At 64.2% G+C, this 24,781-nt stretch carries 20 protein-coding genes, 1 pseudogene and 1 other annotated feature; of the genes and pseudogenes, 11 read left to right on the forward strand and 10 right to left on the reverse strand.

Going from position 1 to position 24,781, the window contains the following annotated elements; all coding sequences use genetic code 11:
* Positions 1 to 1,074 carry a LacI family DNA-binding transcriptional regulator gene (locus FBY40_RS05430; RefSeq protein ID WP_141937011.1) on the reverse strand — a complete coding sequence of 358 codons (1,074 nt, stop codon included), beginning with the start codon at positions 1,072 to 1,074 and terminating at the stop codon, positions 1 to 3.
* Positions 1,075 to 1,213: 139 nt separating this feature from the next.
* On the opposite strand from FBY40_RS05430, the gene FBY40_RS05435 reads away from it, so the two are divergent.
* From FBY40_RS05435 to FBY40_RS05450, 4 genes are read left to right on the forward strand one after another with little or no spacing between them, the layout of a single operon-like run.
* Positions 1,214 to 2,482, forward strand: coding sequence for a sugar ABC transporter substrate-binding protein (locus FBY40_RS05435; RefSeq protein ID WP_160141352.1), 1,269 nt, complete (start codon positions 1,214 to 1,216; stop codon positions 2,480 to 2,482).
* 58 nt (positions 2,483 to 2,540) lie between these two features.
* Positions 2,541 to 3,503: a carbohydrate ABC transporter permease gene (locus FBY40_RS05440; RefSeq protein ID WP_141937014.1), complete on the forward strand. Its 963-nt coding sequence runs from the start codon at positions 2,541 to 2,543 to the stop codon at positions 3,501 to 3,503.
* Positions 3,503 to 4,384 carry a carbohydrate ABC transporter permease gene (locus FBY40_RS05445; protein ID WP_141937016.1) on the forward strand — a complete coding sequence of 294 codons (882 nt, stop codon included), beginning with the start codon at positions 3,503 to 3,505 and terminating at the stop codon, positions 4,382 to 4,384. The genes FBY40_RS05440 and FBY40_RS05445 overlap by 1 nt, the downstream gene beginning before the upstream one ends.
* 21 nt (positions 4,385 to 4,405) lie before the next feature.
* Positions 4,406 to 6,322: a glycoside hydrolase family 127 protein gene (locus tag FBY40_RS05450; protein WP_268815531.1), complete on the forward strand. Its 1,917-nt coding sequence runs from the start codon at positions 4,406 to 4,408 to the stop codon at positions 6,320 to 6,322.
* A gap of 47 nt (positions 6,323 to 6,369) precedes the next feature.
* On the opposite strand, the gene FBY40_RS05455 is transcribed toward FBY40_RS05450, so the two are convergent.
* Complete coding sequence (locus tag FBY40_RS05455) at positions 6,370 to 7,095, reverse strand: potassium channel family protein (RefSeq protein WP_235014599.1); 726 nt, start codon at positions 7,093 to 7,095, stop codon at positions 6,370 to 6,372.
* Positions 7,096 to 7,231: 136 nt separating this feature from the next.
* Positions 7,232 to 8,542 carry a UDP-glucose dehydrogenase family protein gene (locus tag FBY40_RS05460; RefSeq protein WP_141937017.1) on the reverse strand — a complete coding sequence of 437 codons (1,311 nt, stop codon included), beginning with the start codon at positions 8,540 to 8,542 and terminating at the stop codon, positions 7,232 to 7,234.
* 104 nt (positions 8,543 to 8,646) lie between these two features.
* Between FBY40_RS05460 and FBY40_RS05465 the strand changes: the two genes are divergently transcribed.
* Positions 8,647 to 9,138 (forward strand): DUF4916 domain-containing protein, encoded by a 492-nt coding sequence (locus FBY40_RS05465; protein WP_160141353.1) that lies wholly within the window; start codon positions 8,647 to 8,649, stop codon positions 9,136 to 9,138.
* 255 nt (positions 9,139 to 9,393) lie between these two features.
* Positions 9,394 to 10,631, forward strand: a pseudogene (locus FBY40_RS05470) (IS3 family transposase).
* Positions 9,672 to 9,785: a sequence feature (AL1L pseudoknot), on the forward strand. It overlaps the preceding pseudogene by 114 nt.
* A gap of 939 nt (positions 10,632 to 11,570) precedes the next feature.
* Here FBY40_RS05470 and FBY40_RS05475 read toward each other — a convergent pair.
* Genes FBY40_RS05475 through FBY40_RS17290 form a run of 3 tightly spaced genes read right to left on the reverse strand, consistent with a single transcriptional unit; the run spans position 11,571 to position 13,158 of the window.
* On the reverse strand, positions 11,571 to 12,839 hold the full coding sequence (locus FBY40_RS05475) for an O-antigen ligase family protein (protein ID WP_160141354.1): 1,269 nt from the start codon (positions 12,837 to 12,839) through the stop codon (positions 11,571 to 11,573).
* Positions 12,836 to 13,000, reverse strand: coding sequence for a hypothetical protein (locus tag FBY40_RS17285; RefSeq protein ID WP_160141355.1), 165 nt, complete (start codon positions 12,998 to 13,000; stop codon positions 12,836 to 12,838). Before FBY40_RS17285 ends, FBY40_RS05475 begins: the two co-directional genes overlap by 4 nt.
* Complete coding sequence (locus tag FBY40_RS17290) at positions 12,997 to 13,158, reverse strand: hypothetical protein (protein WP_160141356.1); 162 nt, start codon at positions 13,156 to 13,158, stop codon at positions 12,997 to 12,999. The genes FBY40_RS17285 and FBY40_RS17290 overlap by 4 nt, the downstream gene beginning before the upstream one ends.
* Positions 13,159 to 13,578: 420 nt before the next feature.
* Between FBY40_RS17290 and FBY40_RS05480 the strand changes: the two genes are divergently transcribed.
* Positions 13,579 to 15,528 carry an acyltransferase family protein gene (locus FBY40_RS05480; protein ID WP_160141357.1) on the forward strand — a complete coding sequence of 650 codons (1,950 nt, stop codon included), beginning with the start codon at positions 13,579 to 13,581 and terminating at the stop codon, positions 15,526 to 15,528.
* 218 nt (positions 15,529 to 15,746) lie between these two features.
* Here FBY40_RS05480 and FBY40_RS05485 read toward each other — a convergent pair whose 3' ends face one another.
* From FBY40_RS05485 to gmd, 3 genes are read right to left on the reverse strand one after another with little or no spacing between them, the layout of a single operon-like run.
* Entirely contained in the window at positions 15,747 to 16,034 is a 288-nt protein-coding gene (locus FBY40_RS05485; RefSeq protein WP_141937024.1) for a Dabb family protein, read from the reverse strand.
* Between the two features lie 12 nt (positions 16,035 to 16,046).
* Positions 16,047 to 17,030, reverse strand: coding sequence for a GDP-L-fucose synthase family protein (locus FBY40_RS05490; RefSeq protein ID WP_141937026.1), 984 nt, complete (start codon positions 17,028 to 17,030; stop codon positions 16,047 to 16,049).
* Positions 17,027 to 18,073 (reverse strand): GDP-mannose 4,6-dehydratase, encoded by a 1,047-nt coding sequence (gene gmd / locus FBY40_RS05495; RefSeq protein ID WP_141937028.1) that lies wholly within the window; start codon positions 18,071 to 18,073, stop codon positions 17,027 to 17,029. Before gmd ends, FBY40_RS05490 begins: the two co-directional genes overlap by 4 nt.
* Positions 18,074 to 18,148: 75 nt before the next feature.
* Here gmd and FBY40_RS17535 point away from each other — a divergent pair, with 75 nt between their 5' ends.
* The 4 genes from FBY40_RS17535 to FBY40_RS05515 all read left to right on the forward strand — a co-directional run bounded on the left by FBY40_RS17535 (position 18,149) and on the right by FBY40_RS05515 (position 23,508).
* Positions 18,149 to 19,357, forward strand: a complete 1,209-nt coding sequence (locus FBY40_RS17535) for a glycosyltransferase family 4 protein (protein WP_141937029.1) — start codon at positions 18,149 to 18,151, stop codon at positions 19,355 to 19,357.
* Positions 19,354 to 20,805, forward strand: a complete 1,452-nt coding sequence (locus tag FBY40_RS05505) for a lipopolysaccharide biosynthesis protein (protein WP_141937031.1) — start codon at positions 19,354 to 19,356, stop codon at positions 20,803 to 20,805. Before FBY40_RS17535 ends, FBY40_RS05505 begins: the two co-directional genes overlap by 4 nt.
* Entirely contained in the window at positions 20,806 to 22,536 is a 1,731-nt protein-coding gene (locus FBY40_RS05510; RefSeq protein ID WP_268815532.1) for a DUF2264 domain-containing protein, read from the forward strand.
* A gap of 75 nt (positions 22,537 to 22,611) precedes the next feature.
* Positions 22,612 to 23,508, forward strand: coding sequence for a glycosyltransferase family 2 protein (locus FBY40_RS05515; protein ID WP_141937035.1), 897 nt, complete (start codon positions 22,612 to 22,614; stop codon positions 23,506 to 23,508).
* 266 nt (positions 23,509 to 23,774) lie between these two features.
* Here FBY40_RS05515 and FBY40_RS05520 read toward each other — a convergent pair whose 3' ends face one another.
* Positions 23,775 to 24,755, reverse strand: coding sequence for a hypothetical protein (locus FBY40_RS05520; protein WP_160141359.1), 981 nt, complete (start codon positions 24,753 to 24,755; stop codon positions 23,775 to 23,777).
* Positions 24,756 to 24,781 lie beyond the last annotated feature (26 nt).

Genomic DNA, 24,781 nt, shown 5'->3' on the forward strand with positions numbered 1-24,781 from the left:
TCAGGTGCTCTCGCGAGCCACCACCCTGCCGCGTACACGCCGGATCCCCGGTTCGACCGGCCCGGCCATCGAGGCGAACAGCAGCTCGGCAGCCTCCCGGCCGAGCTCCTTCAGGTTGAGGTCGACGCTGGTCAGGGTGGGCGATGCGCCCGTGGTCATCGGCTCCCAGTTGTCGACGCCGATGATGCCGACATCGCGCGGCACGTCCCTGCCGAGGTCTTTGAGCGCATCCAGCGCGCCGCGCGCGATCTGATCGCTCGCGCACACGATGCCGTCGATCTCGGGGTCGGCCTCGAGGAGGCGCCGCGTCGCGGTGCGCCCCCACTGCTCCGACCACGACCCGAAGAGGGGGCGGCCAAGGGCGAGCGGAAGCCCCTCGTCCGCCAGGCGCTGCTCGACACCGCGCGCGCGATCGGTCGCGGCCGTGTAGTCGGGGTCGCCGGAGATGTGCGCGATGCGCCGACGCCCCGTGGTGAGCAGGTGATCGGCGGCGAGCACTCCGGCCGTCTCGTCGTCGGGGATGACCGAGACATCATCGGCCGACTCGCTCGGCGCGTAGGCATAAACCACCGGAACCGGGAGGGACTCCGGCAGCGGCACGCGCGGGTTCGTGCGGTACCCGACGACGATGATGCCGTCGACGTTTCGGCGCAGCAGCGCGTCGAGGTGATACTTCTCCCGGATCGCGTCGCCGCGCGCATCGCAGAGCAGCACCGACACGCGCCCCGCCCCGAACGCGTCCTCTGCTCCCATGAGGATGGGGAGACTGAACCGGCCCTCGAGGTCGCCGGTGATCAACCCCACGGTTCCGGTCTGGCCGGCGAGCAGGCTCCGTGCGGTCTCGTTCGGGGTGAACGACAGCGAGTCCGCCGCCTCGCGAACGCGGGCGCGCGTGGTCGCGCTGACGTGCTGCCGGTCGTTCAACGCCTTCGACGCCGTCGCGACCGAGACGCCGGCGCGCTGAGCGACATCGCGCAGCGTCGCGCGCTTCGCCCCGGCATCCGTCACTTCGCCTCCGATGTCATCCTCGATCACGGCACCCGATCGGGCATCGCACTGGGTTCGGAAAATCATAGACCGATGTTTCCGAAACCGCGCGGTTGACAGCAGTCAATCCGCGGCTTTAACCTACAGAAACCCTTTTCGGAATGTTTCCGAACGTGCGACGCAACTTGTCGCCCGCATCAATGGAGATCAGGAGCAGCACCCGAGCATGAACAGCGCATCTCGAGTCCAGGGTCGCATCCTCGTCGCGTCAGCGGCGGCGGTCGCCCTCACTCTCACCGGTTGCACCCCGAGCGCCCAGACCCCGTCCGGCGACGGCGGAGGCGACGGCGGCGGCGCCCAGACCCTCACGGTCTGGCACTACTTCAGCGACGACAACCAGGTCGCGATCCTCGACGAGTACAAGGCCATGTTCGAAGAGGCCAACCCCGACGTCACCGTCGAGAACGTCTTCGTCCCCTACGACCAGCTGAACCCGCGCCTGATCTCCTCCGCGGCATCGAGCACCGGGCCCGACGTCGTCGTGTTCAACGGCGCCGACATGAGCACCCTCGCCCTCGGCAACGCGCTTGCCCCGCTCGACGACTATTGGGCCGACTTCGCCGACGCCGACCAGTTCCCCGAGTCGGTCATCCACTCGCTCGACGACACGGTCTACGCCGTGCAGGGCTACGTCAACCTCCTCGGTCTCTGGTACAACGCCGACGTGCTCGGCGAGATCGGCGTCGAGCCGCCGACGTCGATCGAGGAACTGGATGCCGCCCTGACGGCCGCCGTTGATGCAGGACAGGGGGGCATCACCCTCTCGGGCCTGCCGAACTCGCAGGGTGAGTGGCAGGCCTACCCGTGGCTGTCGTCCTTCGGCTTCACCTACGACGACCCGCAGCGCGAGCCCCTCGTCGAGGCGTTCTCGATGATCCAGCGCTGGACCGAGTCGGGCGCCCTCACCCGCGAGGCCTCGACGTGGGACCAGACGGTTCCGTTCCAGACGTTCGCGGCCGGCGGCCACGCCTTCGCCGAGAACGGCAACTGGCAGATGGGCACCGCAGAGTCCACGGCCGAGTTCTCCTACGGCGTCGTCCCGCTCCCGGTCGGCGCGGAGGGCGGTGTCTACCTCGGCGGTGAAGGCCAGGCCATCGGCGCCTTCAGCGAGCAGCCCGACCTCGCCTGGGACTACCTCGAGGCGACCTACTACAGCGAAGAGGGCGGCGTCATCGCCGCCGAGCTCGTCGGCAGCATCCCGGCGCGCTCCGATGCGGCAGGCTCCGAAGCCGTCACCGGCAACGACCTGATGGCTCCCTTCGCCGACTCGATCGCGTCGAACGGCACGAACTACCCCGCCGGCGTCATTCCTCCCGAGTCGGTCGCCGACGTCCAGCTCGCCGTCGGGCAGGCCTGGAGCGCCGTCATCAGTGGACAGCTGACCCCCGACGCCGCCGCCGACCAGGTGCTCGCGGCCCTCGAGGGCCTGCTCTGACCGCAGGCTGAGCCCAGCCAGCACCGCCCGCCCCCATCCTGTCGAACCGAGGAGTCCCGTGTCGAACCTGACCACCGCGCCGCCCGCCGGCGCACCCTCCGTCCGACGGGGTGGGGGCGGGCGCACCCCCGCCCGGCGACGCCGCATCACCGGCGCCGGCGGCAACCGTCACCTCTTCTTCATCCTCCCCGCCGCGCTCTTCCTCCTCGTCTTCGCGGTCTACCCGGTCGTGCAGCTGGTGCGCATGAGCCTCAGCGACGTGCGGGTGGACAATCTGGGCGCCGACTGGCAGTTCGTCGGTCTCGAGAACGTCATCCGCAACTTCGGCGACGGAGCGTTCGGCGGCGTCATCATCAACACCGTCGTCTTCGTCGCGATCGTGACGGTGCTCGGCCTCGTCGGGGGTCTTGCCGCAGCCATCCTTCTCGCCCCGACGGGGAAGTGGCCGGGCCTCATCCTCGCGCTCCTCGTCTTCGTCTGGGCGCTCCCGCCGGTCGTGAACGGCAGTGTCTGGAAGTTCCTCCTGGGAACGCAGGGGCTCTTCAACACCCTGCTCACCGACCTCGGACTGGCATCGACCGCGGTGCCGTTCCTCTTCGACGACCGTCTGGCGCTGGTGTCAGTCGCCCTCGTCAACTCGTGGGTCGTCATCCCGTTCAACGCCCTGGTCTACCGCGCGGCGATCATCGGCATCCCCGGCGAGCTCTTCGAAGCGTCGCGGGTCGACGGGGCCTCGCGCTGGCAGGAGATCCGGCACGTCATCATCCCGTCCGTGCGCTCGACGACCATGATCCTGACGGTGCTGACCGTGGTCTACGGCTTCCGGTCGTTCGACTTCATCTACGTGATGACCTTCGGCGGCCCGGGAACGGCGACGACGACCCTGCCCTTCCTCGGGTATGTGCAGGCATTTGTTCGCTTCGACTTCGGCCTCGGCGCCAGCACGGCGCTGATCGCGGTGCTGATGGTCCTCGTCCTCGCGGTGATCTACGCCCGCAACGTCCGGCAGGAGGAGAAGTGATGTCGACCGTCACCGCAACCCGCACCCTCACCACTGACTCGTCGCGCCCCCGGCGCGCACCCCGCAAGCTCTTCGCCAGCCCGGTCGCGGGCGCCCTCCGCATCGTCCTCTTCCTCATGTACGCCGTTCCGCTGCTGTGGATCGTGCTGACGTCGTTGAAATCGCCGTCGGATGTCATCGGGTCGCAGTCATCCCTGCTGTTCCGGCCCACCATCGACGCCTACGTCGCGGCGCTCTCCAACGCCGGGCTCTTCACGGCCATGCAGCAGTCGTTCGTCATCGCCGCCGGGACGACCCTGCTCACCCTCGCCATCGCCATCCCGGCCGGGTACGGGCTCGCCCGCGTCAACTCGGCGGTGACGACGATCATCCTCGGGGCACTCATCGTCTTCCAGATGCTGCCCCAGACCGCGAATGTCATTCCGCTCTTCCAGATCTTCGGACAGTGGGGGTTGCTCGACACCAACCTCGGCCTCATCATCGCCGACACCGCTCTCCTCACCCCCTTCGCCGTCCTGCTGATGCGGCCCTTCTTCCGCGCCGTGCCGGTCGCCCTCGAGGAGGCGGCGATGCTCGACGGCGCCTCCAGCATCCGGGTGTTCCGCTCGGTCATGCTGCCGCTCGCACGCAACGGCATCGCCACGACCGGAACGCTCGTCTTCCTGCTGGCGTGGGGAGAGTTCCTCTACGCGGTGAACTTCTTCCTCAGCCCCGTCAACTACCCGCTGAGCGCGCTGCTCGCGGCGCAGGTGTCGGCGTTCGGCATCAACTGGCCGGGCCTCATGGCGCTCGCGGTCATCACGTCGGTGCCCATCCTGATCCTCTTCTTCTTCACCTACCGGCTCCTGCGCGAGGGACTCACCCTCGGCGCTGTCAAGTAATCGTCTCGAAAGGTTCGCACCGTGAGCGACGCCCTCCTGCAGTACCCCCATGTCACCACTCCGGTCGACGGACCGGTGAGTCCGAGCCGCGGAACGCTCTCACCGATCGGGGTGACCGGCGTAAAGATCGACGGCGGTTTCTGGGGACGGATGCAAGAGCTCAACGGATCCGCGATCATCCGCCACTGCTACGCGTGGATGGATCGGCTCGGCTGGATCGACAACTTCGTCGCCGCGGTCGAGGGACGCCTGCCGCACGACCGCACGGGCCGGGAGTTCAGCGACTCCGACGTGTACAAGCTGCTCGAGGCGATGGCGTGGGAGATGGCCCGAGCGGATGACGCGGAGCTCGCGTCTCTCTATGAGGCGGTGGTGGCGAAGATCGTCGCCGCGCAGGAGGCCGACGGCTATCTCAACACCCGGTTCGGTCGCCCGGGCCAGGAGCCGCGCTACTCAGACCTTGAGTGGGGGCACGAGCTCTATTGCTACGGGCACCTGATGCAGGCCGCCGTGGCGCGTCTGCGCGCGCACGGTGAAGACGACCTGGTCCGCGTCGCACGCCGCGCCGCCGATCATGTGTGCGAGGTGTTCGGGCCGGGCGGCATCGAGGCGGTGTGCGGCCATGCCGAGGTCGAGACCGCCCTGGCGGAGTTCGCCCGCGCCACCGGCGAAGCCCGCTACCTCGAGCAGGCGCGCCTGTTCGTCGAGCGCCGCGGCACTGGCACCCTCGCCGACATCGAGTTCGGCCGGGAGTACTACCAGGACGACGTTCCGGTGCGCGACGCCGACGTGCTGCGCGGGCACGCGGTGCGCGCGATGTACCTCGCCGCCGGCGCGATCGATGTCGCCGTCGAGCTGGAGGACGACGAGCTGCTGCACGCTGTTGAGCGTCAGCTCGATCGCACCATCGCACGCCGCACTTACCTGACCGGAGGCATCGGCGCCCACCACGAGGGGGAGTCGTTCGGCGCGGACTGGGAGCTGCCGTCGGAGCGGGCGTACAGCGAGACCTGCGCGTCGGTGGGATCGATGATGACCTACCACCGGATGATGCTCGCAACGGGGGAGGCGCACTACGCCGACCTGGTCGAGCGGAACCTGTACAACGTGGTGGCGACCTCGCCGGCCGAAGACGGACGCTCCTTCTTTTACACGAACACGCTGCACCGCCGCGCCCCGGGCACGGTGCCGGCCACCGACGAGGTGAGCCCGCGCGCCGCCGCGAGCATGCGTGCGCCGTGGTTCGCGGTGTCGTGCTGCCCGCCGAACGTCGCGCGCACGCTGGCGTCGCTGGGGAGTTATCTCGCCGCGACCGACGACAACACGCTCTATCTCGCGCACTACGCCACGGGGCAGGTGACGGCTTCGCTTCCGGGCGGGACCCTCACCGTCGACGTCGAGACGGCATACCCGCACGAGGGCCGAATCACCGTCAAGGTCACGGCGGCGCCCGAGGGCGGGCCTGACCTGGTGCTGCGCGTGCCGGCGTGGGCGGAGTCGGGCGCGACGTTGACAGCGCACGGGACATCTCGTCCGGTGGCGGTCGGCTGGGCTCGCGCGGAATCGCTGCGGGTCGGCGACAAGGTCGTGCTCGATCTTCCGATGGCACCGCGGGTCGTGTCTCCCGATCCGCGGATCGACGCGCTCCGCGGGCAGGTCGCCGTGGAGCGCGGGCCGCTGGTGCTGTGCCTCGAGCGATCCGCGGACGCGGACTACAGCGCAGAGGAGCTGCGTGTCGCGGGCGACCCGATCGACACCGAGGAGGGCGTCATGCTGCCTATGGTGCCGGTCGGGTTCGACGACAAGCCGTGGCCGTTCGGTGCGCCGGCGGCCCGGCCACTCGGCGAGCAGATCACGGTCCCCCTGATCCCCTACCACCGGTGGGGAAACCATGGTCCTTCCACGATGCGGGTCTGGATGCCGCTGGCGGCAGGCTAGCGCGAACACGCCGTTCGCACTCTCAGTTCCCGCTTCCAGGCCTGCCCTTACCGCGACCTCGACAGCCCGCGGATCATGTCCTTCAAGTCCGCGATCTCGGTTCGCAGTGCCTCAACTTGTTCCTCGGTCGCCGTGGCAGATGTCTGGGTCTCAAGTGAGACACGCTCCACGATCCAAGAGGCGAGGGTTGCGGTGACGACACCGATGAGCGCGATGCCCCCGAGCATCAGAGCAAAGGCGATGAGTCGGCCCAGATCCGTAACCGGGTAGAAGTCGCCATAACCGACTGTCGTGATCGTCACGATAGCCCACCACAACGCTTCGCCGAACGTCTCGATGTTGCTGCCCGGTTGTCCTCGTTCTGCGTCGAGAACCGCCAGTCCGGCGATGATGATCGTGAGAGCCGTCGCGCCAACGGTGTAGGTGAGCACTCGACCACGCAAGAGCGTCCCCGCGCCACGGTGAACAATTGCTAGCACGGTGAGGAAGCGCATCAGGCGCAACGGGCGGAGCATCGGCAGCACGACGATTGCCAGATCGAGAAGGTGGCGGTAGAACCATTGCCAGCGGGGCTGTGCGATCACCAGGCGGACGACGTAGTCGAGAGCAAACATGGCCCAGGTGGCGTAGATCGCTCCCTCAGCCACTGCTGCGGCGAGACCGGCGGGTTGGAAGAGAATCTGGGCGGCGTAGGCGATCAGAAATGCGACCGCGGCGCCCATAAGGGGCCAGTCGATGATGCGTTCCCAGCGGGCAAGACGTTCTCCATACACGCACAACGACGTTACCGGCCCGGAAAAGGAGCCCCAGCTCGGCCGTCGTCGCGCTTCAGCGCGGGACGCACGCGACACGAAGGCGCTCCGCGTCGACAGTCGGTGACGGAGTACCCGCGTCAGCGGCGTGCCGAGATCAGGGCCGCCCCATCCCGAAGTACTCCCATCCGGCGGCCCGCCACGCGCCCGCGTCCAAGCAATTCCGCCCGTCCACGACGACCTTCCCGCGCACCAGCGACCCGGCGTGCTCCGGATCCAGCTCGCGCCGGTACTCGTCCCACTCCGTCACCACGATCACCGCGTCCGCTTCGCGCAGCGCCTCGTCGCGATCCTCGACGTAGTTCAGCTGCGGGTGCACCCGCTGCGCATTCTCGATTGCGGCGGGGTCGGTAATCGTGACCCAGGCGCCAAGGCCGTGCAGCTTCACCGCCACATCCAACGCCGGCGAATCGCGGATGTCGTCGCTGTGCGGCTTGAAGGCGGCACCGAGCACCGTGATGTTCTTCTTGAACACCGAACCGCCGAGCGCCTCAACGACGAGCTGCGAGGCGCGATCCCGCCGGCGGAGGTTGATTTCATCGACTTGGCGTAGGAACGCTACCGACTCTCCGCGCCCAAGCTCCTCCGCACGGGCCGAGAAGGCTCGGATGTCCTTCGGCAGGCACCCTCCGCCGAAACCGATCCCGGCGCCGAGGAACCGGCGTCCGATCCGTGCGTCGTGGCCGATAGCGTCGGCGAGCTGAGTGACATCGGCACCCGTGACCTCGGCGATCTCCGCCATCGCATTAATGAACGAAATCTTTGTCGCCAGGAACGCGTTCGCGGCGACTTTCACCAGCTCGGCGGTGGCGTAGTCGGTCACGATAAACGGTGTCCCCTTGGCCACTGACGGATGGTAAACCTCGCGAAGAACGGATGCCGCGGTCTCGCCCTCCTCGCCCGCGGAAACGCCGGCAACAAGACGATCAGGGTCGATGGTGTCCTGCACCGCCCAACCCTCGCGCAGGAACTCGGGGTTCCACACCAGCGTCGCACCGGTCTCGCTGACGCGCGGCGCGAGCCCGGCGGCTGTGCCGACGGGCACCGTCGACTTACCCGCCACGATGTCGCCCTCGGCGAGGTAGGGGAGCAGCCCATCGACCGCGGCGTTCACATAGGTCAAGTCGGCGGCGTACCCGTCCTTGACCTGTGGGGTACCCACGCCGACGAAGTGCACCTTGGCGCCCGCAGCCGCGGACATGTCGGTGGTGAAGCGCAGGTTGCCCGACGCGATCCCCTCCGTCAGGATCTCCTGCAGCCCGGGCTCGAAGAACGGCGCTTCGCCCTTCGACAGGGACGCGATCTTCCGCGCATCGACGTCGATACCGATCACTTCGTGACCGATCGACGTCATCGCAGCAGCGTGAACGGCGCCTAGGTAACCACAACCGATGACGGACAGACGCATAGTGCTCCTCTTGTTGGGGAATCGCCCTGACATTCCTAGCAGACGTGTGTTTCATGCTCTGACCCGGCATCGAGACTGCAGAGGTGATGGGGGAGGATCAAGGGGTGACCTACCTGCCCGCAGAGCGGTACCGCCTCGTCGAGGACACCATGCCGATCGCTTGCGTGGACTTCTTCCCGCAGCAGCCCGATACCCGGGCCGAGGTCGGACTGATCCTTCGCGACTCGCCCTTCGGAAAGGTCTGGTGCCACCTCGGCGGCCGTATCCTGCGCGGAGAGTCGATCAGACAGGCACTCCTTCGCCACGCCAAAGACACACTCGACGTGACTTTGCGACTTCCGCGCGACCCGCAGCCGCTCGACGTGTATCAATGGTTTCCCCCAGACGACACTCCCGCCGATTCCGACGATCACGGGGTAGACCCGCGCAAACACGCGATCGGCCTGTCATTCATCATCGAGCTCGAGGGTGCCCCCGAGCCGAGGAACGAAGCAGACGACTTCGCGTGGTTCCCCTCTGAGGACCTACCCGCCCCGTTGTGGCCGGGAACAGAGCCGCTCCTACGTCGATTGCTCACTCGTCACTCGGCCACGTAATCACCGATCCACCAATCAGAGATCTCCGCCAGGCGATGTCCCGCCCGACGAGTACGAAGCTGTCTACTACGCTGACCTCGAAACACCAGCCCACCCGGCGCTGGAACCCGCATAGGAGCGGCAGAGAACCGGGGACGGTTCAAACTGCCCCGCACGGTGTTGAGAAACTCCACCACTCAGCGGGACGTCACCCGTTCATACCTGTTGCGCCCCGGGTCTGGTGGAGGCTCCTGACATCCCGAAAGGATGAGGAGCATGCCGAAGTTGAAGAAGTATCCGCCTGAGTTGAAGGAGCGTGCTGTTCGGCTGGTGCTCGCTGCGCGTGACGAGGACGGTGGTCGTCGGGGTGCGTGCACGAGGGTCGGGCAGCAGTTGGGGATATCGCCGGACACGCTGCGCGGTTGGGTGCAGCGCGCCGAGGTGGACGGTGGTCTGCGACCGGGCAGGTCCACGGACGACGCGGAGCACATCGCGAACCTGGAGCGTGAGGTGCGTGAGTTGCGGCGGGCGAATGCGATCCTGCGCAGCGCGTCGGCTTTCTTCGCGGCGGAGCTCGACCGCCCGCACAGCTGATGGTCGATTGCATCGACGCGCACAAAGCCGAGTTCGGGGTCGAGCCGATCTGTCAGGAGCTGCCGATCGCCCCGTCGACGTACTACGCCTCCAAGAACGGGACGCCGTCCGCGAGAGCGGTCAGCGACGAGGCGATGCTCACCGAGATCCGCCGGGTGCACTCTGAGAACCTCGGCGTCTACGGCGTCCGGAAGGTGCATGCCCAACTGCGCCGAGAAGGGCACCTGGCCGCTCGTTGCACCGTGGAGCGGCTGATGCGGCGCGACGGACTGCGCGGCGTGATGAGGCGTCGAGGACCGCGCACCACCGTTCCCGGCGACCCGACTGAGCTGCCGCTGGACCTTGTCGAGCGGGCGTTCACGGCGACCGCGCCAGATCAGCTCTGGGTCGCGGACATCACTTACATCCGCACGTTCGCCGGCTGGGTCTATGCGGCGTTCGTTATCGACGTGTTCTCCCGGCGGGTGGTCGGCTGGCAACTGTCCACGAGCCTGCGCACCGACCTTGCCCTCGACGCCCTGGAGATGGGCATCTGGACACGTCAGCGCGACGGGCGCGACACCACGGGCCTCACCCATCACAGCGACAGAGGAGTGCAATATCGAGCGATCCGCTACACCGAGTGGCTCGTAGAAGCCGGCGCGGTCGCCTCGGTCGGATCCCGCGGCGACAACTACGATAATGCCCTCGCAGAGGCGTTCAACTCGCTCTTCAAAGCCGAGCTGATCCGCCACCGCGGCCCCTGGCGCTCTATCGACGACATCGAGTTCGCGGTCGCCGAATACATCGACTGGTTCAACCATCGCCGCCTGCACGGCGCCATCGGCATGATCCCGCCCGTCGAGGCCGAACAACATCACTACGATTCACACCAAGCGCCCGTCCACGACAGCGAACGGGTCACACCGAGCCTCCGATAGACCCGGGGCGCAACAACCCGTTCATTCCCCGCCTCCACCACGTCACCGCGCCGCCAACGGGCCGCCACCACCCGCCACCGAACCGCCAAGCCTCAAACATCGCGATCCGGGCTGGACTTGAGAGCATCACTCCCGCCGATAGTGCCGCAAACCTCGGTCTTGCCCGGGCACCCCCGTCGCACTACTGCTCATCGACGCGAGGAGCGGAACTCGACGAACTACATAGGGGCACCCCCCGGACCCCACTTTCGACCCGACGCAGCCACCGCCCTCGCGGCGACCGGGCCCGATCCCGCGTGGTCGGCAGTGGCCCTCGGTGGCTCGCTCCTCGTCGCCGGCGCCACCACGCTGCTCGTCGTCCGCCGCCGCCCGAACCAAGGGAACTGACCCCCGCATACCGTCACGATGCCGCCTGGGTCGCGTCCACCGGGGCCGGCATCGTTTCGCCGCATCAGGGCAGTGCGCGTCTGGGCGGCACCCCAACCACCCCTCCACTTGGCGAACGAAACGCTCGCGGGCGACTCGGCGACCCGTCAGCCGACGATGTGGACTGCCATCGAACCGCGCCTCGTGACGATCCAGTACATGGTGAATGAGCACCGAAAGAAGGTGTCGGACTCGGCGCGTAAGACGGTCATCGGCTCACTCGTGGATGCGACGATCGCCGCTGTAGGGCACGAGTCGACCGTCCAAGTTTCCGATGCGGACCCTTCCCACCCCGGCACTCCGGTGGCACCGTGGTCCTCGTACAAGGCTGCTCCCGCGGAAGTGTCGCAGGAGAAGGGGCTTCCCCTGTTCGAAATGACGAGTGACTCGGGCCTCGGTCCCGGAGGGAGCGGAATGAACCCCGCGGGCAACAACACCCACGACAAGGCCGCTGGTCGTCAGTCTGCCCGGACGCGCTGGCTGGTTTCCTACTGCCGTTTGCGGCCTGGCCCCTCACGGTGCGGGCCCATCGACGAATTTCGTTGACAGGCCCGCGCTCGCCAGCTCCAACCGAGCGCGTGCAAGCGAGAAGCCCGCCAGCGCCGCGACAGGGAGCATCACGAAGGGATAGACGAAGGGGTTGTCAGTGATCGCCACAAACCCGACAGCCAACATGGCGATCAGAGCAGCCCAGTGCACCGAACTGTCGGAAACGCGAGCGTTCTTCCAGACTCGGAAGAGCAGCAGGAGGTAGCCAGCGAGGAACAACGAGACGCCCAGCAGGCCGAACTCGAAGTAGAACCGCAGGTAGTCGTTGTGTGGATGGCTCTGCGAGGGAATGTACGCCGTGATGAGGCGGGCCGCGGAGCCAAGGCCCTGGCCGATGAGCCAGTTCTCGCCGACGTTGGCGAGCAGTAGGTCCCAGAACGTCGCGCGCCCTTGTGTGCTGATTGAAAGCCCACCGATCTGCAGTGCAGCATCACCAACAAGGAACCGGTCGCGGAACGGCTGATAGTAGAGGAACATCCACACCAGCGCGCCGACCGCAGCGGACACGAGCAGGATGCCGCGCACGAGTCGCTTGCCGCGTCGCCCCCGTAGGACGATGAAGCCGAGGAAGAGGATGCCGATCGCGGTTCCCGTGCGCGACAGGCTCAGCGCGAGAGCGCCGACCATCGCGAATGGGGCGAGCAGAACCCAGAGGTTCTCGGGCTTTCCCGGGACGACGATGGCGAGGATGATGAGTCCGACGATCGCCATGGGGCGCGAGCCCAGGAACGTCAGGCCGGTGACCTCCATCACCAGACACAGGTACGAGGCGAAGGTGCCGAGTGTGCGGAACAGCTCCCAGCCGCGATCGATGATTTCGATCGTCCTCGCGGTCGCGGCGAATCCGATTGCGGCGACAAAGGAGAAGTACACGCACAGGTTCTGGATCGAGTCTACGTCCAGCTGGCCGGCGCTTGCCGTGTAGACGAAGTTTGTTGCTAGGACGAGAAGGAATCCCCAGAGCGGCCACGGGACTCGGGTTCGGCTGGGTTCGTAGGTCCCGGACGCGGAACGGCGAGCGCTCGTGTTGACGGCATAGATCGGGAGGCAGGCGACTGCCAGGACCGCGACGAGGATCGTGACTGCGCCGGAAAGACTCACCGGCCCGAGGGAAATCAGGCGTGGTGCCGAGATCACAACCATCCAGAACGCGCCGATGACGGCAGTGAAGGGCAGTTGGCTGATGCGAGCACGCGACGGACGCGACTGCTGCGTTGGCGCCAGAGCCGTCACCAACTCGGACCCTGGGTGAAGATGATCCATCCCGCGATGAAAAGGAAGACCACGAAGGCAGCCAAACCGCGGTTGTCGTCGGCTCGAGGGCTGCCCTTGAACACGCGCACCGCCAACCTCGCGATGCTGTGCGTTGGTAGACGCCGAGTCAGTTCGCTCATCGCTGCTCGGCCACGCCGCTCTCAGCGAGGAGCCGATCAAACGCATCACGAGCTTCAGCTTCGTACCGTGCGATCGCCTGCTCATCGCCTTGGAGATCGAGTGCAGAGGAGAGCCCGTTTACGACGCGGGCGAAGTCGCGCATTGCGTTGTCGGTCATGTCAGGAGGGTACCGCGTCAGCCGATGATCGATTCGCGGCTGCAGCCCTCGTCGCGATACGCGCGGCGTACCTCGCGAACTCCTTCGCCCGGGCCGACTCGGGTTCCGCAGAGGTCGAACCGGGCCGAATCCTCTCCTGAGCCGCGCATGAATGGGTGGAACCACTCGCCGATGCGCTCAATCGGTGTGCGGTGTTCCATGAGGCAGATCGTGCGCTCTGGTGGCGCGGGGCTCGACCCCGAGCAAGACCATCAGACAGACCGGACCGATTCCAGTGGCGACCGCCCCGTCTGCTTGTGCAATGGTGACGACGGATCGGGTTCTCCTGATCACGGTTCGCTCGCCTAACCAGGTAACCGTCTTGTTTCGGGCGTAGCGGGGATACGGGCATGCGTTCGCGTCCCCACTACGATCCTGAGGGTGACAAGATCCCCTGATCGCTGGTATCGGCCTGACATCACGGGGCTCCGCACCCTCGCTATCGTTCCGGTGGTTGCATTCCACGCGGGTGCGACCGTCATCCCTGGTGGATTCATCGGAGTAGACATCTTCTATGTCATTTCGGGCTTCCTAATTACGACTCTGCTAGTCCGGGAAGTCGGGGAGCGGGGGCGCATTGCCCTTGGCACGTTCTGGGCGAAGCGCGTACGACGCCTCGTGCCTGCGCTCGTCGTCGTGGTAGTAGGCACACTTCCTATCGCGGCTGTGCTGAGCTCCGTGATCAGTTGGGACGTACTCGCGGCGCAGGCCGTCGCGTCTGTCCTCTACGTCGCGAACATTCTGTTCTGGCAACAGTCGACGAACTATTTCGACACGGGTACGGGGCTCAGCCCCTACCTGCACATGTGGTCTCTCGGGGTCGAGGAGCAGTTCTACCTCGTGTGGCCACTCATGGTGATCCTGGGTGCGGTGATCGCTCGCCGGTGGCTGAAGCTCAAGACCGTCCTCGCGATCGGCTTCACGCTTGTCTTTGTCTCATCGCTCGGACTGTCCATCTGGCTCAGCCCTCGCGATCCGGACGCGGCGTTCTATCTGCTCCCGACACGCGCATGGGAGTTCGCAGGCGCCGGCCTGCTTGCGCTGACCGCTGCTCGCATCCGGCCAGCGGCCGGGTTGCGACTGCTTATGTCTTCAGCCGGCGTCGTCATCATCGGCTTGGGTCTCCTCACCATTCACGAAGGTCAGCCGTACCCCGGTATTGCTGCGCTCATTCCTTTCGTCGGCACAATGCTGATTCTCGCGGCCGGCGGCGCACCTCGCCCAGACCCGGTGACCCGTGCTCTGCAAGCTCGACCGCTCGTCTGGATTGGGGAAGTTTCATACTCCTGGTACCTCTGGCATTGGCCCCTTATCGTCTTCGCGGCTGCCCTCTTCCCTGGCCAGATTTGGGCAACTGCCGCAGCGGGCGTTCTTTCCCTTGGCGTCGGCGCCCTCAGCTACTACCTGGTCGAGCGGCCCCTGCGGTTCGCACCTCGGCTAACAGGCTCGGTGCGTCGGACCTTCAAATTCGGCGCCGCGATGACGGCAGCCGCTTCGGTGGCGGCTGTTGCCGTCTTCGGAGCAGCGTGGGTGCTCATGCGGCAAGAGCCTTTGCGGACGTATGCGGCTGCAGCTGAAACGCTCCCCACGACTAACTGCTCCGACTCCACAGAGCCGTGCGTCATGGGAGACCGAGACGGTCAAGCGACCGTCGCTCTCATCGGAGACTCCCACGCGGGGCACTGGGTCGCCGCATTCGACGAGGCTGCCCGCGACGCTGGGATTCGGCTCATCGTGCGATGGAAAAGTTCTTGCCCGTCCATGCAGGTAACTGTGATCGACAACGCCGGTCGCTACGATCCGACCTGCGCATCGTTCCGAGAAGACACATCGCTTATCCTCGCCAACGAGTTGCCTCAGGCTGTCGTCATTTCCAATGCATTCGGGTATAACGACACAATTCGCGCTGATGATCTGACTGAGCTGGCTCGGCCGGATCAGATCAGAAGGTGGAAGGACGCGTACCGCGAGCAGCTCTCCTCTTTTCAAGACGCCGGCATCAAGGTGGGCGTCGTTGAGGACAACCCACGCATGCTCTTCAACCCAGCTGAGTGCCTCACCCGGCTTGGCGCTGACGCGGTCTCTTGCCAGTCATCGGTTGATGATGCGTTTTCGCTGATCACCGATCTCGCGTCGGTGCACGATGAGATGACGAGTGAGTTTGCGATCGAGGACGTCTTCGACGTCAATGACGACATCTGCTCGAAGGTCTGCATGGCCGTCGATTCAGCGGGTCTGCCGATCTTTCAAGACCAAACGCACCTGTCCGATGTGTGGACGCGTTCCAAGTCGCCCGAGGCTGCGTCATTCCTCCGGGCGGTGGCCGAGTAGGTCGGATTCGTCAAGTCCTACCCTCTGGGGCAGCTCCGACAGGCGAAACGACTCTCGGAGTTCCCAGGCAATCTGAACTATCGACGCCCCGACAGTGCCGCCGTCGCGAGTCGCAGGCCCCACGAAGGTGAGGGAGTCCGGGGGCTCTGGAAGTCCCCCTTCGGACATCCCGGTTAAAGTTCCGTCACCGATCACAAGGAAATCTGCAATATGTTGCGTTAGCGGGTCTCGTAGTCTCCGATCCACCAGTCGGAGGTGTCGGCCATGGTCTCAGCGGTTTTCGTGTGTTCGGGGTGTTCCCGAAACGCCTCGAACGCTGCCCTGTCGACAAAGGATGCGTCTTCGACGATGACGCGTCCTTTGCGAGTGTCCAGGGACAGCTCGACTCGCCAAGACTGGATGCCGGGTAGAACGCCGAGTGACCGGAGCCGCTCAATTGCTTCGGTCACTCGGTTGTCGTCGACATCGTCGTGGACTCGGAAGAGCACGATGTGTCGATAGGTCATTCGGGGCGCTCGTTACTGGCGTAGTGCGTCGGCGTGGTCGCGGTACCAGGCGACGGTCCGCTCCAGGCCTTCCTGGAGGGAGATCTGCGCGGTCCACCCCGCCTCAGCAAGCTGCGACACATCCAGGAGCTTCTGCGGGGTCCCGTCGGGCTTCGTGGTGTCCCACTCCGTCTCACCCTGGAATCCAACGACGTCCGCGATGGTGTCAGCGATCTCGCGGATGGTGACATCCGTCCCGGTGCCGACGTTGACTTGTGCGGGGCCGTCGTAGTGCTCGAGGAGGTGCAGGCACGCGTCGGCCATGTCGTCGGCGTGGAGGAACTCCCGCCGCGGTGTTCCGGTGCCCCAGTTCGTCACCGACCCAGCCCCCGTGGAGGCGGCTTCGTCGTACCGGCGGATCAGCGCCGGGAGGACGTGTGAGCCCTTCGGGGAGAAGTTGTCGTTCGGCCCGTACAGATTCGTCGGCATCGCGGAGATCCAAGGAAGCCCGTACTGGCGACGCACCGCCTGGGTGTGCAGGATCCCGGCGATCTTCGCGATCGCGTACGCATCGTTCGTGGGCTCCAGATGCCCGGTCAACAACGAGTCTTCCCGGATCGGCTGCTCGGCAAACTTCGGATAAATGCAGGACGATCCGAGGAACAGCACCCGCTCCACATCGTTCGCAACCGCCGCGTCGAGCACGTTGGTTTGGATGCGCATGTTGTCGCTGAGGAAGTCCACCGGGTAGGTGGAGTTCGCCAGAATCCCCCCGACCTTCGCCGCGGCCAGAACGACGTACTTGGGCTTGATCTCACCCATGTACGCAAAGACCGCATCCCGGTTCTTCAGGTCCAGCTCGGCGGACGGCTTTCCGACGACCCGGTCAAACCCGGCGGATTCGAGCCGGCGGACGATCGCGGACCCGACCAGGCCCCGGTGGCCGGCGACGTAAAACGTGGCGTCGCGGTCAAGCTCTCCGGGGGTGTAGCCGACGCCGTCGGTGGCGGTGGTCATCGGGCCGCCACCGTGTCCGCGGTGCCCCACGACGCGAGCTTCACGGTGTCGATCCACTCGGCGCCCTTTTCGAGGGCCTCGATGTCGGCGTCGACCATGAGCTTGGCAAGTTCCTTGCCGTCGATGGTGGGAACCCATCCGAGCTTGTCCGCCGCCTTCGACGGGTCACCGATGAGCGCGTCGACCTCGGTGGGACGCAGGTACCGTTCGTCGAACTTCACGTACTCCTGCCAATCCAGCCCGACGTGCCCGAACGAGGTCTCCAGGAAGTCCCGGATCGTGTAGCCGACACCGGTGCCGAGGACGAAGTCTTCGGGTTCGTCGACCTGCAGCATCCGCCACATGCCCTCGACGTACTCCGCGGCGTATCCCCAGTCGCGGATCGAGTCGAGGTTTCCGAGGTAGATGTCCTTCTGCACCCCGGCCTTGATGCGGGCGACCGCGCGGGTGATCTTGCGGGTTACGAACGTCTCCCCGCGACGGGGGGATTCGTGGTTGAACAGGATGCCGTTGACGGCGAACATGTCGTACGCCTCGCGGTAGTTCTTCGTGATCCAGTACGAATACAGTTTTGCAACCCCGTAGGGGGAGCGGGGGTAGAACGGGGTCTCCTCGTTCTGCGGCGGCGGCGTCGCACCATACAGCTCCGAGGTGGAGGCCTGGTAGAAGCGGGTCTTAATTCCCGACAACCGGACCGCTTCGAGCAGGCGAATCGTACCGGTACCGGTGGTGTCGGCGGTGTGCTCCGGCTCATCGAACGACACCCGCACATGCGACTGCGCCGCCAGGTTGTAGACCTCATCCGGATTGATCTCGGCCATGAGCGTCACCATCCGCGCACCATCGGACAGGTCCCCGTAGTGCAGGAACAGTTTCGCCGACGGGTCATGCGGGTCCACGTAGAGGTGATCGATCCGGTGCGTGTTGAACGTTGACGCCCGACGGATCAAGCCGTGCACCTCATACCCCTTCCGGAGGAGGAGTTCCGCGAGATACGAGCCATCCTGACCCGTGATACCAGTGATGAGTGCGCGCTTGGCCAAAGTGCTGTCCTAGGGTGCTCAGGCGACGCGTTTCACGTCGGTAGTCGAGAAGGCTTCACAAGCGTACCGGGCGGCATGTTTCGCCGAAGTTGCCACTCGGTGTCGAGTGCGGCGGCAGTGCTGCTCGAGTCGCCGCGTTCGGATAGGTTGGCTCTGCTCGGCTCTGTTGACAAACGAGAAAGACTATCCCAGGTGCCTCACTGCGTTATTTTGAGCCAGGTTCCTCCGCCCGTCCATGGGTCGACAGTGATCACGCGAAGGCTGATTGAGTTGCTAACTGAGCGCGGATGGAACGTTCAGCTCGTGGACAGGCGTTTCAGCTCGGAAGTCGCGGATGTCGGCAAGCTCACTGTGAGCAAACTCTCTTCGATTCCGGGCCTGTTGGTGAGAGCGGGACGAGCTTTCAGGGGATCGAGAGACCCGATTATCTATTTTGTCACCAACCGTCCCGGGTCATTCCTGATCGATTGGTTGGTGCTGAGGCTATGTGGGCGTCGACGTCGGATGATTGCTTACATACACACGGTGGGCTTTGTGAGCCTGGCGGAGCGCGGCAGTTGGTGGGCAAACCGGGTTCGCGAGGTTCTATCGCGCTTTGATGACGTTGTCGTCCTCGGGCCCTCGTTGATACGTGACATAGAGAAATGGGTTTCGCCGGAAAAGATAACGGTGATCAAAAACCCCGCCCGCTCGCCTGCGAAGGGGGACTCCATCCGCCGCGGCGGGCCGCTTCGACTCTTGTACCTCTCGAATCTGCTCGAGGAGAAGGGTGTGTTCGATTTCATCGAGCTCGCGACACGCCTCGCCGGGCACGGAACGCAGTTCCGAATCGCTGGGCACCCCGGACCCGCCGACGTTATGGCCCGACTCGATGACCTACTAAGCAGGGTAGATCCGGAAGAGTTAGCGTACGTGGGTCCCGTCGACGAAGGCGGTCGCGACGATCTCTTCGTCTGGGCGGACGCTCTGATCTTCCCGAGCCGCTACGCGTACGAAGCTCAGCCGCTCGTGCTGATCGAGGCATTTGCCGCCGGGGTGCCCGTCATTGCCTACGACGTCGGAGGTGTTTCTGACCTAGTGGAGGACGAGAAGACGGGGGTACTCATTTCGTTTGGTGATATCGACGGCATGGTTGAAGCGGTGTCGACTGTGTCAGGAGATTCGCTATCTCAACTCGCTCGTGGTGCGCGCAGAGCGTACGAAACGGATCATTCGGAAGCCGTGTACATCAGCCGCTGGACTGACTTGCTAAATCGGGGAAGCCAAGACGAGTGGTCATCGTGACATCACTCGCATCCGCTGCAGCGAGGGGCGGGGCATCGACTGTCATCTTCCAGCTGATTCGAATGGTCATTGGGCTTGGGACGATGGTCATAGTCGCGAGGCTGCTTAACCCCGCGGACTTTGGCCTCTTTGCGATGATCATCGCGATCGTCGGCTTGGCGGAGATCCTGCGTGACTTCGGCTTCATGAACGCAGTTTCTCGAGCCCCGAGTCTCTCACGCAGACAGGCCTCCAACCTATTCTGGATGAACACTGGACTAGGTCTATTTATTGGTGTCGCACTCTTCTTGTCGTCGAGCCTCTTAGCGACCTTCTACAGCGAGCCGCGGCTGGGGCCGCTTGCTCAAGCCCTCGCGCTGGTGTTCGCGGTCAACGGAGTCTCCGTCCAGTTCAAGGCTCATCTAGTCCGAGGTCTAAAGATAACCCGCGTTAATATAGCCGAGACTTTTGCACAACTGTTCGGTTCTGTCGTAGTTATTGTGCTCGCTATCCTGGGTCTCGGGTATTGGGCGCTATTCTGGCAGCAGCTCGCGGTTGCAGTATCAGCGCTAGCAATGTTGATCGTCTTTAGTGGATGGTTCCCCGGGCTCCCAGCGAAGGCGCCGATGGGGTCTTTTCTCAGCTACGGTGCTGCTGTTGCCGGTCAACAGACTCTCAATTACGCGGTTCGGAACGTGGACACAGTTGCGATTGGTCGATTTCTCGGGGCTGTCACTCTAGGCTTCTACGACCGTGCATATCAGCTATTGATGATTCCTATCGGCCAGTTCAACGCTCCGCTGACCCGGGTCGCGGTTCCTACTTTGGCGCGGGTGTGGAACGGTGGAGGGCCGTTTGAGCGCTATCTGCATACTGCGCAGAAGGTGGCAGCGTTCGTAACTGTCCCGTTCTTTGCGTTGATGATTGCGTTGGGAGAGGTAGGCGTTTCAGTCGTGTACGGGGAGAAGTGGGGCTTCAGCGGGGTCATTCTGCAGATCCTGGCGGTAGGCGGCGTTTTCCGTTCACTTATGCAGATCACCTACTGGGCCTACCTGTCAAGCGGGCGCGCTGGGACCATGCTCCGGTTCGATCTCATCGCTCTTCCCGTGCTGGCGCTTACGATCTTGGGGGGGCTGCCCTGGGGTGTCCTTGGAGTGGCGGCGGCCCACTCGGTCGGTTACGCCGCGTACTGGCTCGTGGGGCTGTGGTGGATGACGCGAAAGCTCAAAGTAGCTTTCCGGCCCTTGTTCGTCACGGGGATGAAGTCGATCGCGGTTGCGGTGCTGGTTGTGGCGGTCGGACTGGCAAGCACGGCGCTTATCACTAATGATCTCGTCGCACTGCTCGCAGGGCTCGGCGCCGCGCTGGTCGCGATCGGGCTTGCGGTCGGATTAGTGCCGGGGATACGGAATGAGTACGCGACAGTACTGAGGGTCGCGAGAATGGCCCTCGGGCGGCGGAGGCCATAGTTGCGAATAGAACCGACTTACCCGAGCTGGCTTGCTGCAGCCAAGTCCATGGCGCTCCCCGCGTCGGCGGAGTGGGCCTCGCCGTCCGTCTCCGCCAGGAGCTCTCATGGTGTTGCTGCTGACACGCTGGAATCGTTCGCGCGACCATTTATGCTGACTTCTCTCGTGGCGGCCACCGGGGATCGAGATGCAATCGAGGTCGGTATGAGCCAGCTTGCGCTGTTCCTCTCGGCCCGCGCTGGAAGAAACGAAGCTTTTCGTCTATTTGCGGTATCGCCGTCTGCGGCTCTTCCGGAGGCTACGTCTCTCGCGTTAGCGCTCTGGTTTGGGCGCCACCATATGTGGGAGGCCATGGAGCCACACCTCCGAGCGGAGGTCGCGACCTGGCTCAGAGAGAGCGCACTGACGGCGACGAAGAGAGCCAACAACTGGGTTCTCTTCGGCTGGACCATCTCACGCTTCCTGAGAAGTGTCGGACGCCACGATCCCGAGCTTTTGGCGATGGAACGTTGGTGCGAACAGCAGGTGGACGGGTGGTACGTAGGTGGCGGGTGGTACACAGACGGTGGCAGTGCGACCTTCGACTACTACAACTCCTACGCGTTCCACTACTACTTTTACTTAGTTCCATTCCTCGAGGGGCGCCCGCCCGCCGAGAAGCGGGTAGCTCGACTCGGCTCTTTCCTCAATGACTTGGAGTGGCTGATGGGGCCGGACGGTGCGCCTATCCGATATGGCAGGTCCCTGACATATCGCTTCGGCGTGGCTGCCCCCTTGAGCGTGACAGCGTTGTTGCCTGACGTAGCGGAAAGTGGCGCCCTGCCGCGATCGATCCTCGCTTCGCGGGTCATGAACTACTTCGCAACAAGGGAAGACTTGGCTCGCATCGGGGGGGTGGGACTGGGGTGGGCTGGGCAGCAGGAGGGAGTGGCTCAGCGCTACTCGGGACCCCTTGCGTCCTACTGGTTTGGGAAGTCTTTTGTCGCACTTCTGGCAGGGCAAGAATCCGGTTTCTGGATGCCTGAATGGAACGACGCGGAGCCTGAGCCAGCCGCCCGGATAAGGCTATCTCCTTCGCCGGGATTCGCTTTCGCTCGCTCTGAGGTGGGTAGCAAACTGCTACTCAATCATGGATCGTACGATCGTACATCGACGGACCTCCGGCTGATAGCGGACGATCCGTTCTATACCAGGGTCATCTACTCGGACAGGTCGTGGCCCGACCAGTCGAATTCTGCCCTCTCGGGTGGGGTCAGTGCTCAAATCGGTCGTTCGACTTACGTGCGCGCTCGGCCCGTGCGGGTCGACTTCACCGAGGACGAGATGAGCTCTGTTTGGTCACTAAGGCGTCAGCCCGGCCCCTTCGGAAAACGACTTTCCCGAATGAAGGGGATGTCCAGGCTCCGGAGGCTCTGGCTACTGCGCCACTTCGTCGCCAGGCGCCAGCGTACGGTGGAAGTGTCATCGCGGGAAGTTGCGGGCTGGCTGATCGTGCGAGCGCGCCTTACGCACACTGCTAGTCGAACCGCCACGCTTCGGTTTGGCGTTCCCGAAGAGCTCGGCCCGGCCGACCATGCATCCTGGTTGCGCTTATCGACGAAAACAGTTCTCGAGCGCAGGAATATCGGTGAGAGTTTCGGGAGTGGATTCTACGTCCTCTGTTCGAATGAAAGCGACATCCACTTCGCCATCAGGCTTGAGCTGACGGCCCCGGCGTATGAATTTGAGTGATGACATCATGCGACTAGGGTCGCGACGGTTTCAAAGGACATTGATGTGTAACGAAGAAGAGAAGGAGATAGCTGGATGCGGGTCCTGGTTGCAGTACCAACTTATCGACGCCCCAACGAATTGAGTGAGTTCCTTGAAGCCACGATTCCCCAGCTTGATTCCATGGACGCGACCCTCTTGGTCATCGATAACGATGATGAGGCTTCTGCGCAGGCGCAGGTTGAGGCCACTATGGCGCTATCGGCTCGAGTGAATTACATTCATGAGCCGAAACCCGGCATCGCAGAGGTGAGGAATGCTGGTCTTAAAATCTTTGCTCGCGGCGACTGGGACGCCATTGTCTTTGTGGATGACGACGAGGTTCCGGAGTCGCACTGGCTAGCACAGCTCACTTCCTATGCCCTGAGTTCGGGAGGGGGGATCGTGACAGGGCCGGTCGTGTCTATCTTCCCGCCTGAGACTCCTGACTGGGTCATCCGCGGGGGCTTCTTCCAGCGATCGATACGCGACACTGGCTCGACTAGTTGGACCGCCGCCTCGAACAATACGCTGCTAGCCAGATCCACCTGGGTGGACGCGGGGTGTCCGCAGTTTGACCCCGCCTTTTCCAGAACGGGCGGCTCCGACACAGACTTCTTCTCGCGCATCGTCATCGCTGGTGGGGTGGTGCGATATTGCGCGGAGGCCGTCGTATTCGAGCGAGTTCCGCATGGCCGGATGACGCGTCAATGGCTACGACGGCGAGGGCTGCGGATGGGGGTAGTCAATGGAATCGTCCTGCGGCGCACGACGTCCGTGGGCCGGCTGCTATTAGTTGGATTCGCAAACCTTGCATACGGAGCCGTCATGTCGCTGACCGACATGCCTCTCTGTCGTTTCCCCCAGGCGTCGCACTGGAATCGGTTCTTGTACGGGCGAGGTCTTATTGCCTCCCAATTCGGTTGGCGAGTTCAGGAATACTCGAGGGGGTGAGGGATGGCGGAAGCGATCAGCCTACGCTGCTCAAATCAAGACGGCCCGGTGTGGATGCTGAGCGTCAACCCGAGCAAGCCAGGCATATGGTGCGCCAATGAACTGGCCGCAGCCCTCGTGAGACGGATCGAGTTCGCCAAGATGCTGACGCGTCAATGCCAAACACCCTCTAACTGAGGACGCGCCCCATGACCCTTGGCTAGACCGAACAAACTCGGCCCGTTCGCAGCGCCCGAGTGAGAGGCCGCGATCGTCGTCAGTCGCTATCACGCATGCGCGAGGAGAAATTTTCTGTGACCGTCTGCAGCCTCGTCTAGGCCCTCGCTCTTTATGCGGTCTCGCAATGTCTGAGGAGCCGACCCGGCAGCCAGCGACGCCAGTTGAGCCACTACTCCGGCGGGCTCCTCGGTCACCGCCTGCGCGAGTCCTAGTTCTTCATGAAGCGCGCGGGTTTTCGCCTTCGGTTGAAATGAAAAGAATGGCACGTCAAACGTTGCGGCGACTAGACCAACGTGAAGCTTGTCGGAGACGATTGCGTCAAACGAGGCGAGTTCGCGCAAGAAGCTGCTCACGGATTGATACTGCACGCGATCAGCTTCGCTGTGGCCCCACTCATAGTGCCCCGAAAAAGCGGAGCTGTGAGTTACAACGGGAATGAACTGAAATTGCGCAGAAAGCGCGCCATTGTTCAGTGCGTCCACCAGCGATGTTGCGCGCTTCTCGTGAACATTAACGCCAACCCGCGCGCGAGCAGTCGACGTGGGCTTGGGTACCTGCGGAAGATGAGCAGAAGCCGAGAACAAGACATCGGGAAAGAAGCTGTAGCTCTTGCCAAAGACACGAGACATCAGGGTCGAATCGCCCTTCAGCCGTACTGTACCTTCTGGGGCGGCGTCACCGCGGAAGAATCTTCTGCGGTTGTGGAAGATCCCAGAACCGTCCGGCGTGCCTGATCCTCCGATGGAGATTGGAAGCACTCTCGCGTTCGCGCGGGAAGCGAAGTTGGTGAGTTCCTTGAATTCGCTGTCCACGGCCCGGCTGGCTGGACGAGCCAAGAACTCCAGAACGGTGTCCCGAGAAAGCATGGCACCACCTCCCATCACGATGAGAGGCTCGTCGGGCGCGGACCAGTTCTCGAGCTTGTCCACGATCTTGGCCGACGCGTTCTCAACTACGCGGGGGTTTCGTGAAATCACGGTCACATCGTGACCATCAGAGCTGAGGAAACTTGCAAACATCTCAGCCATGAGATCATCTCCAAAGTTCCCGTAGT

Source organism: Microbacterium sp. SLBN-154 (assembly GCF_006715565.1).
Classification (GTDB): Bacteria; Actinomycetota; Actinomycetes; order Actinomycetales; family Microbacteriaceae; genus Microbacterium.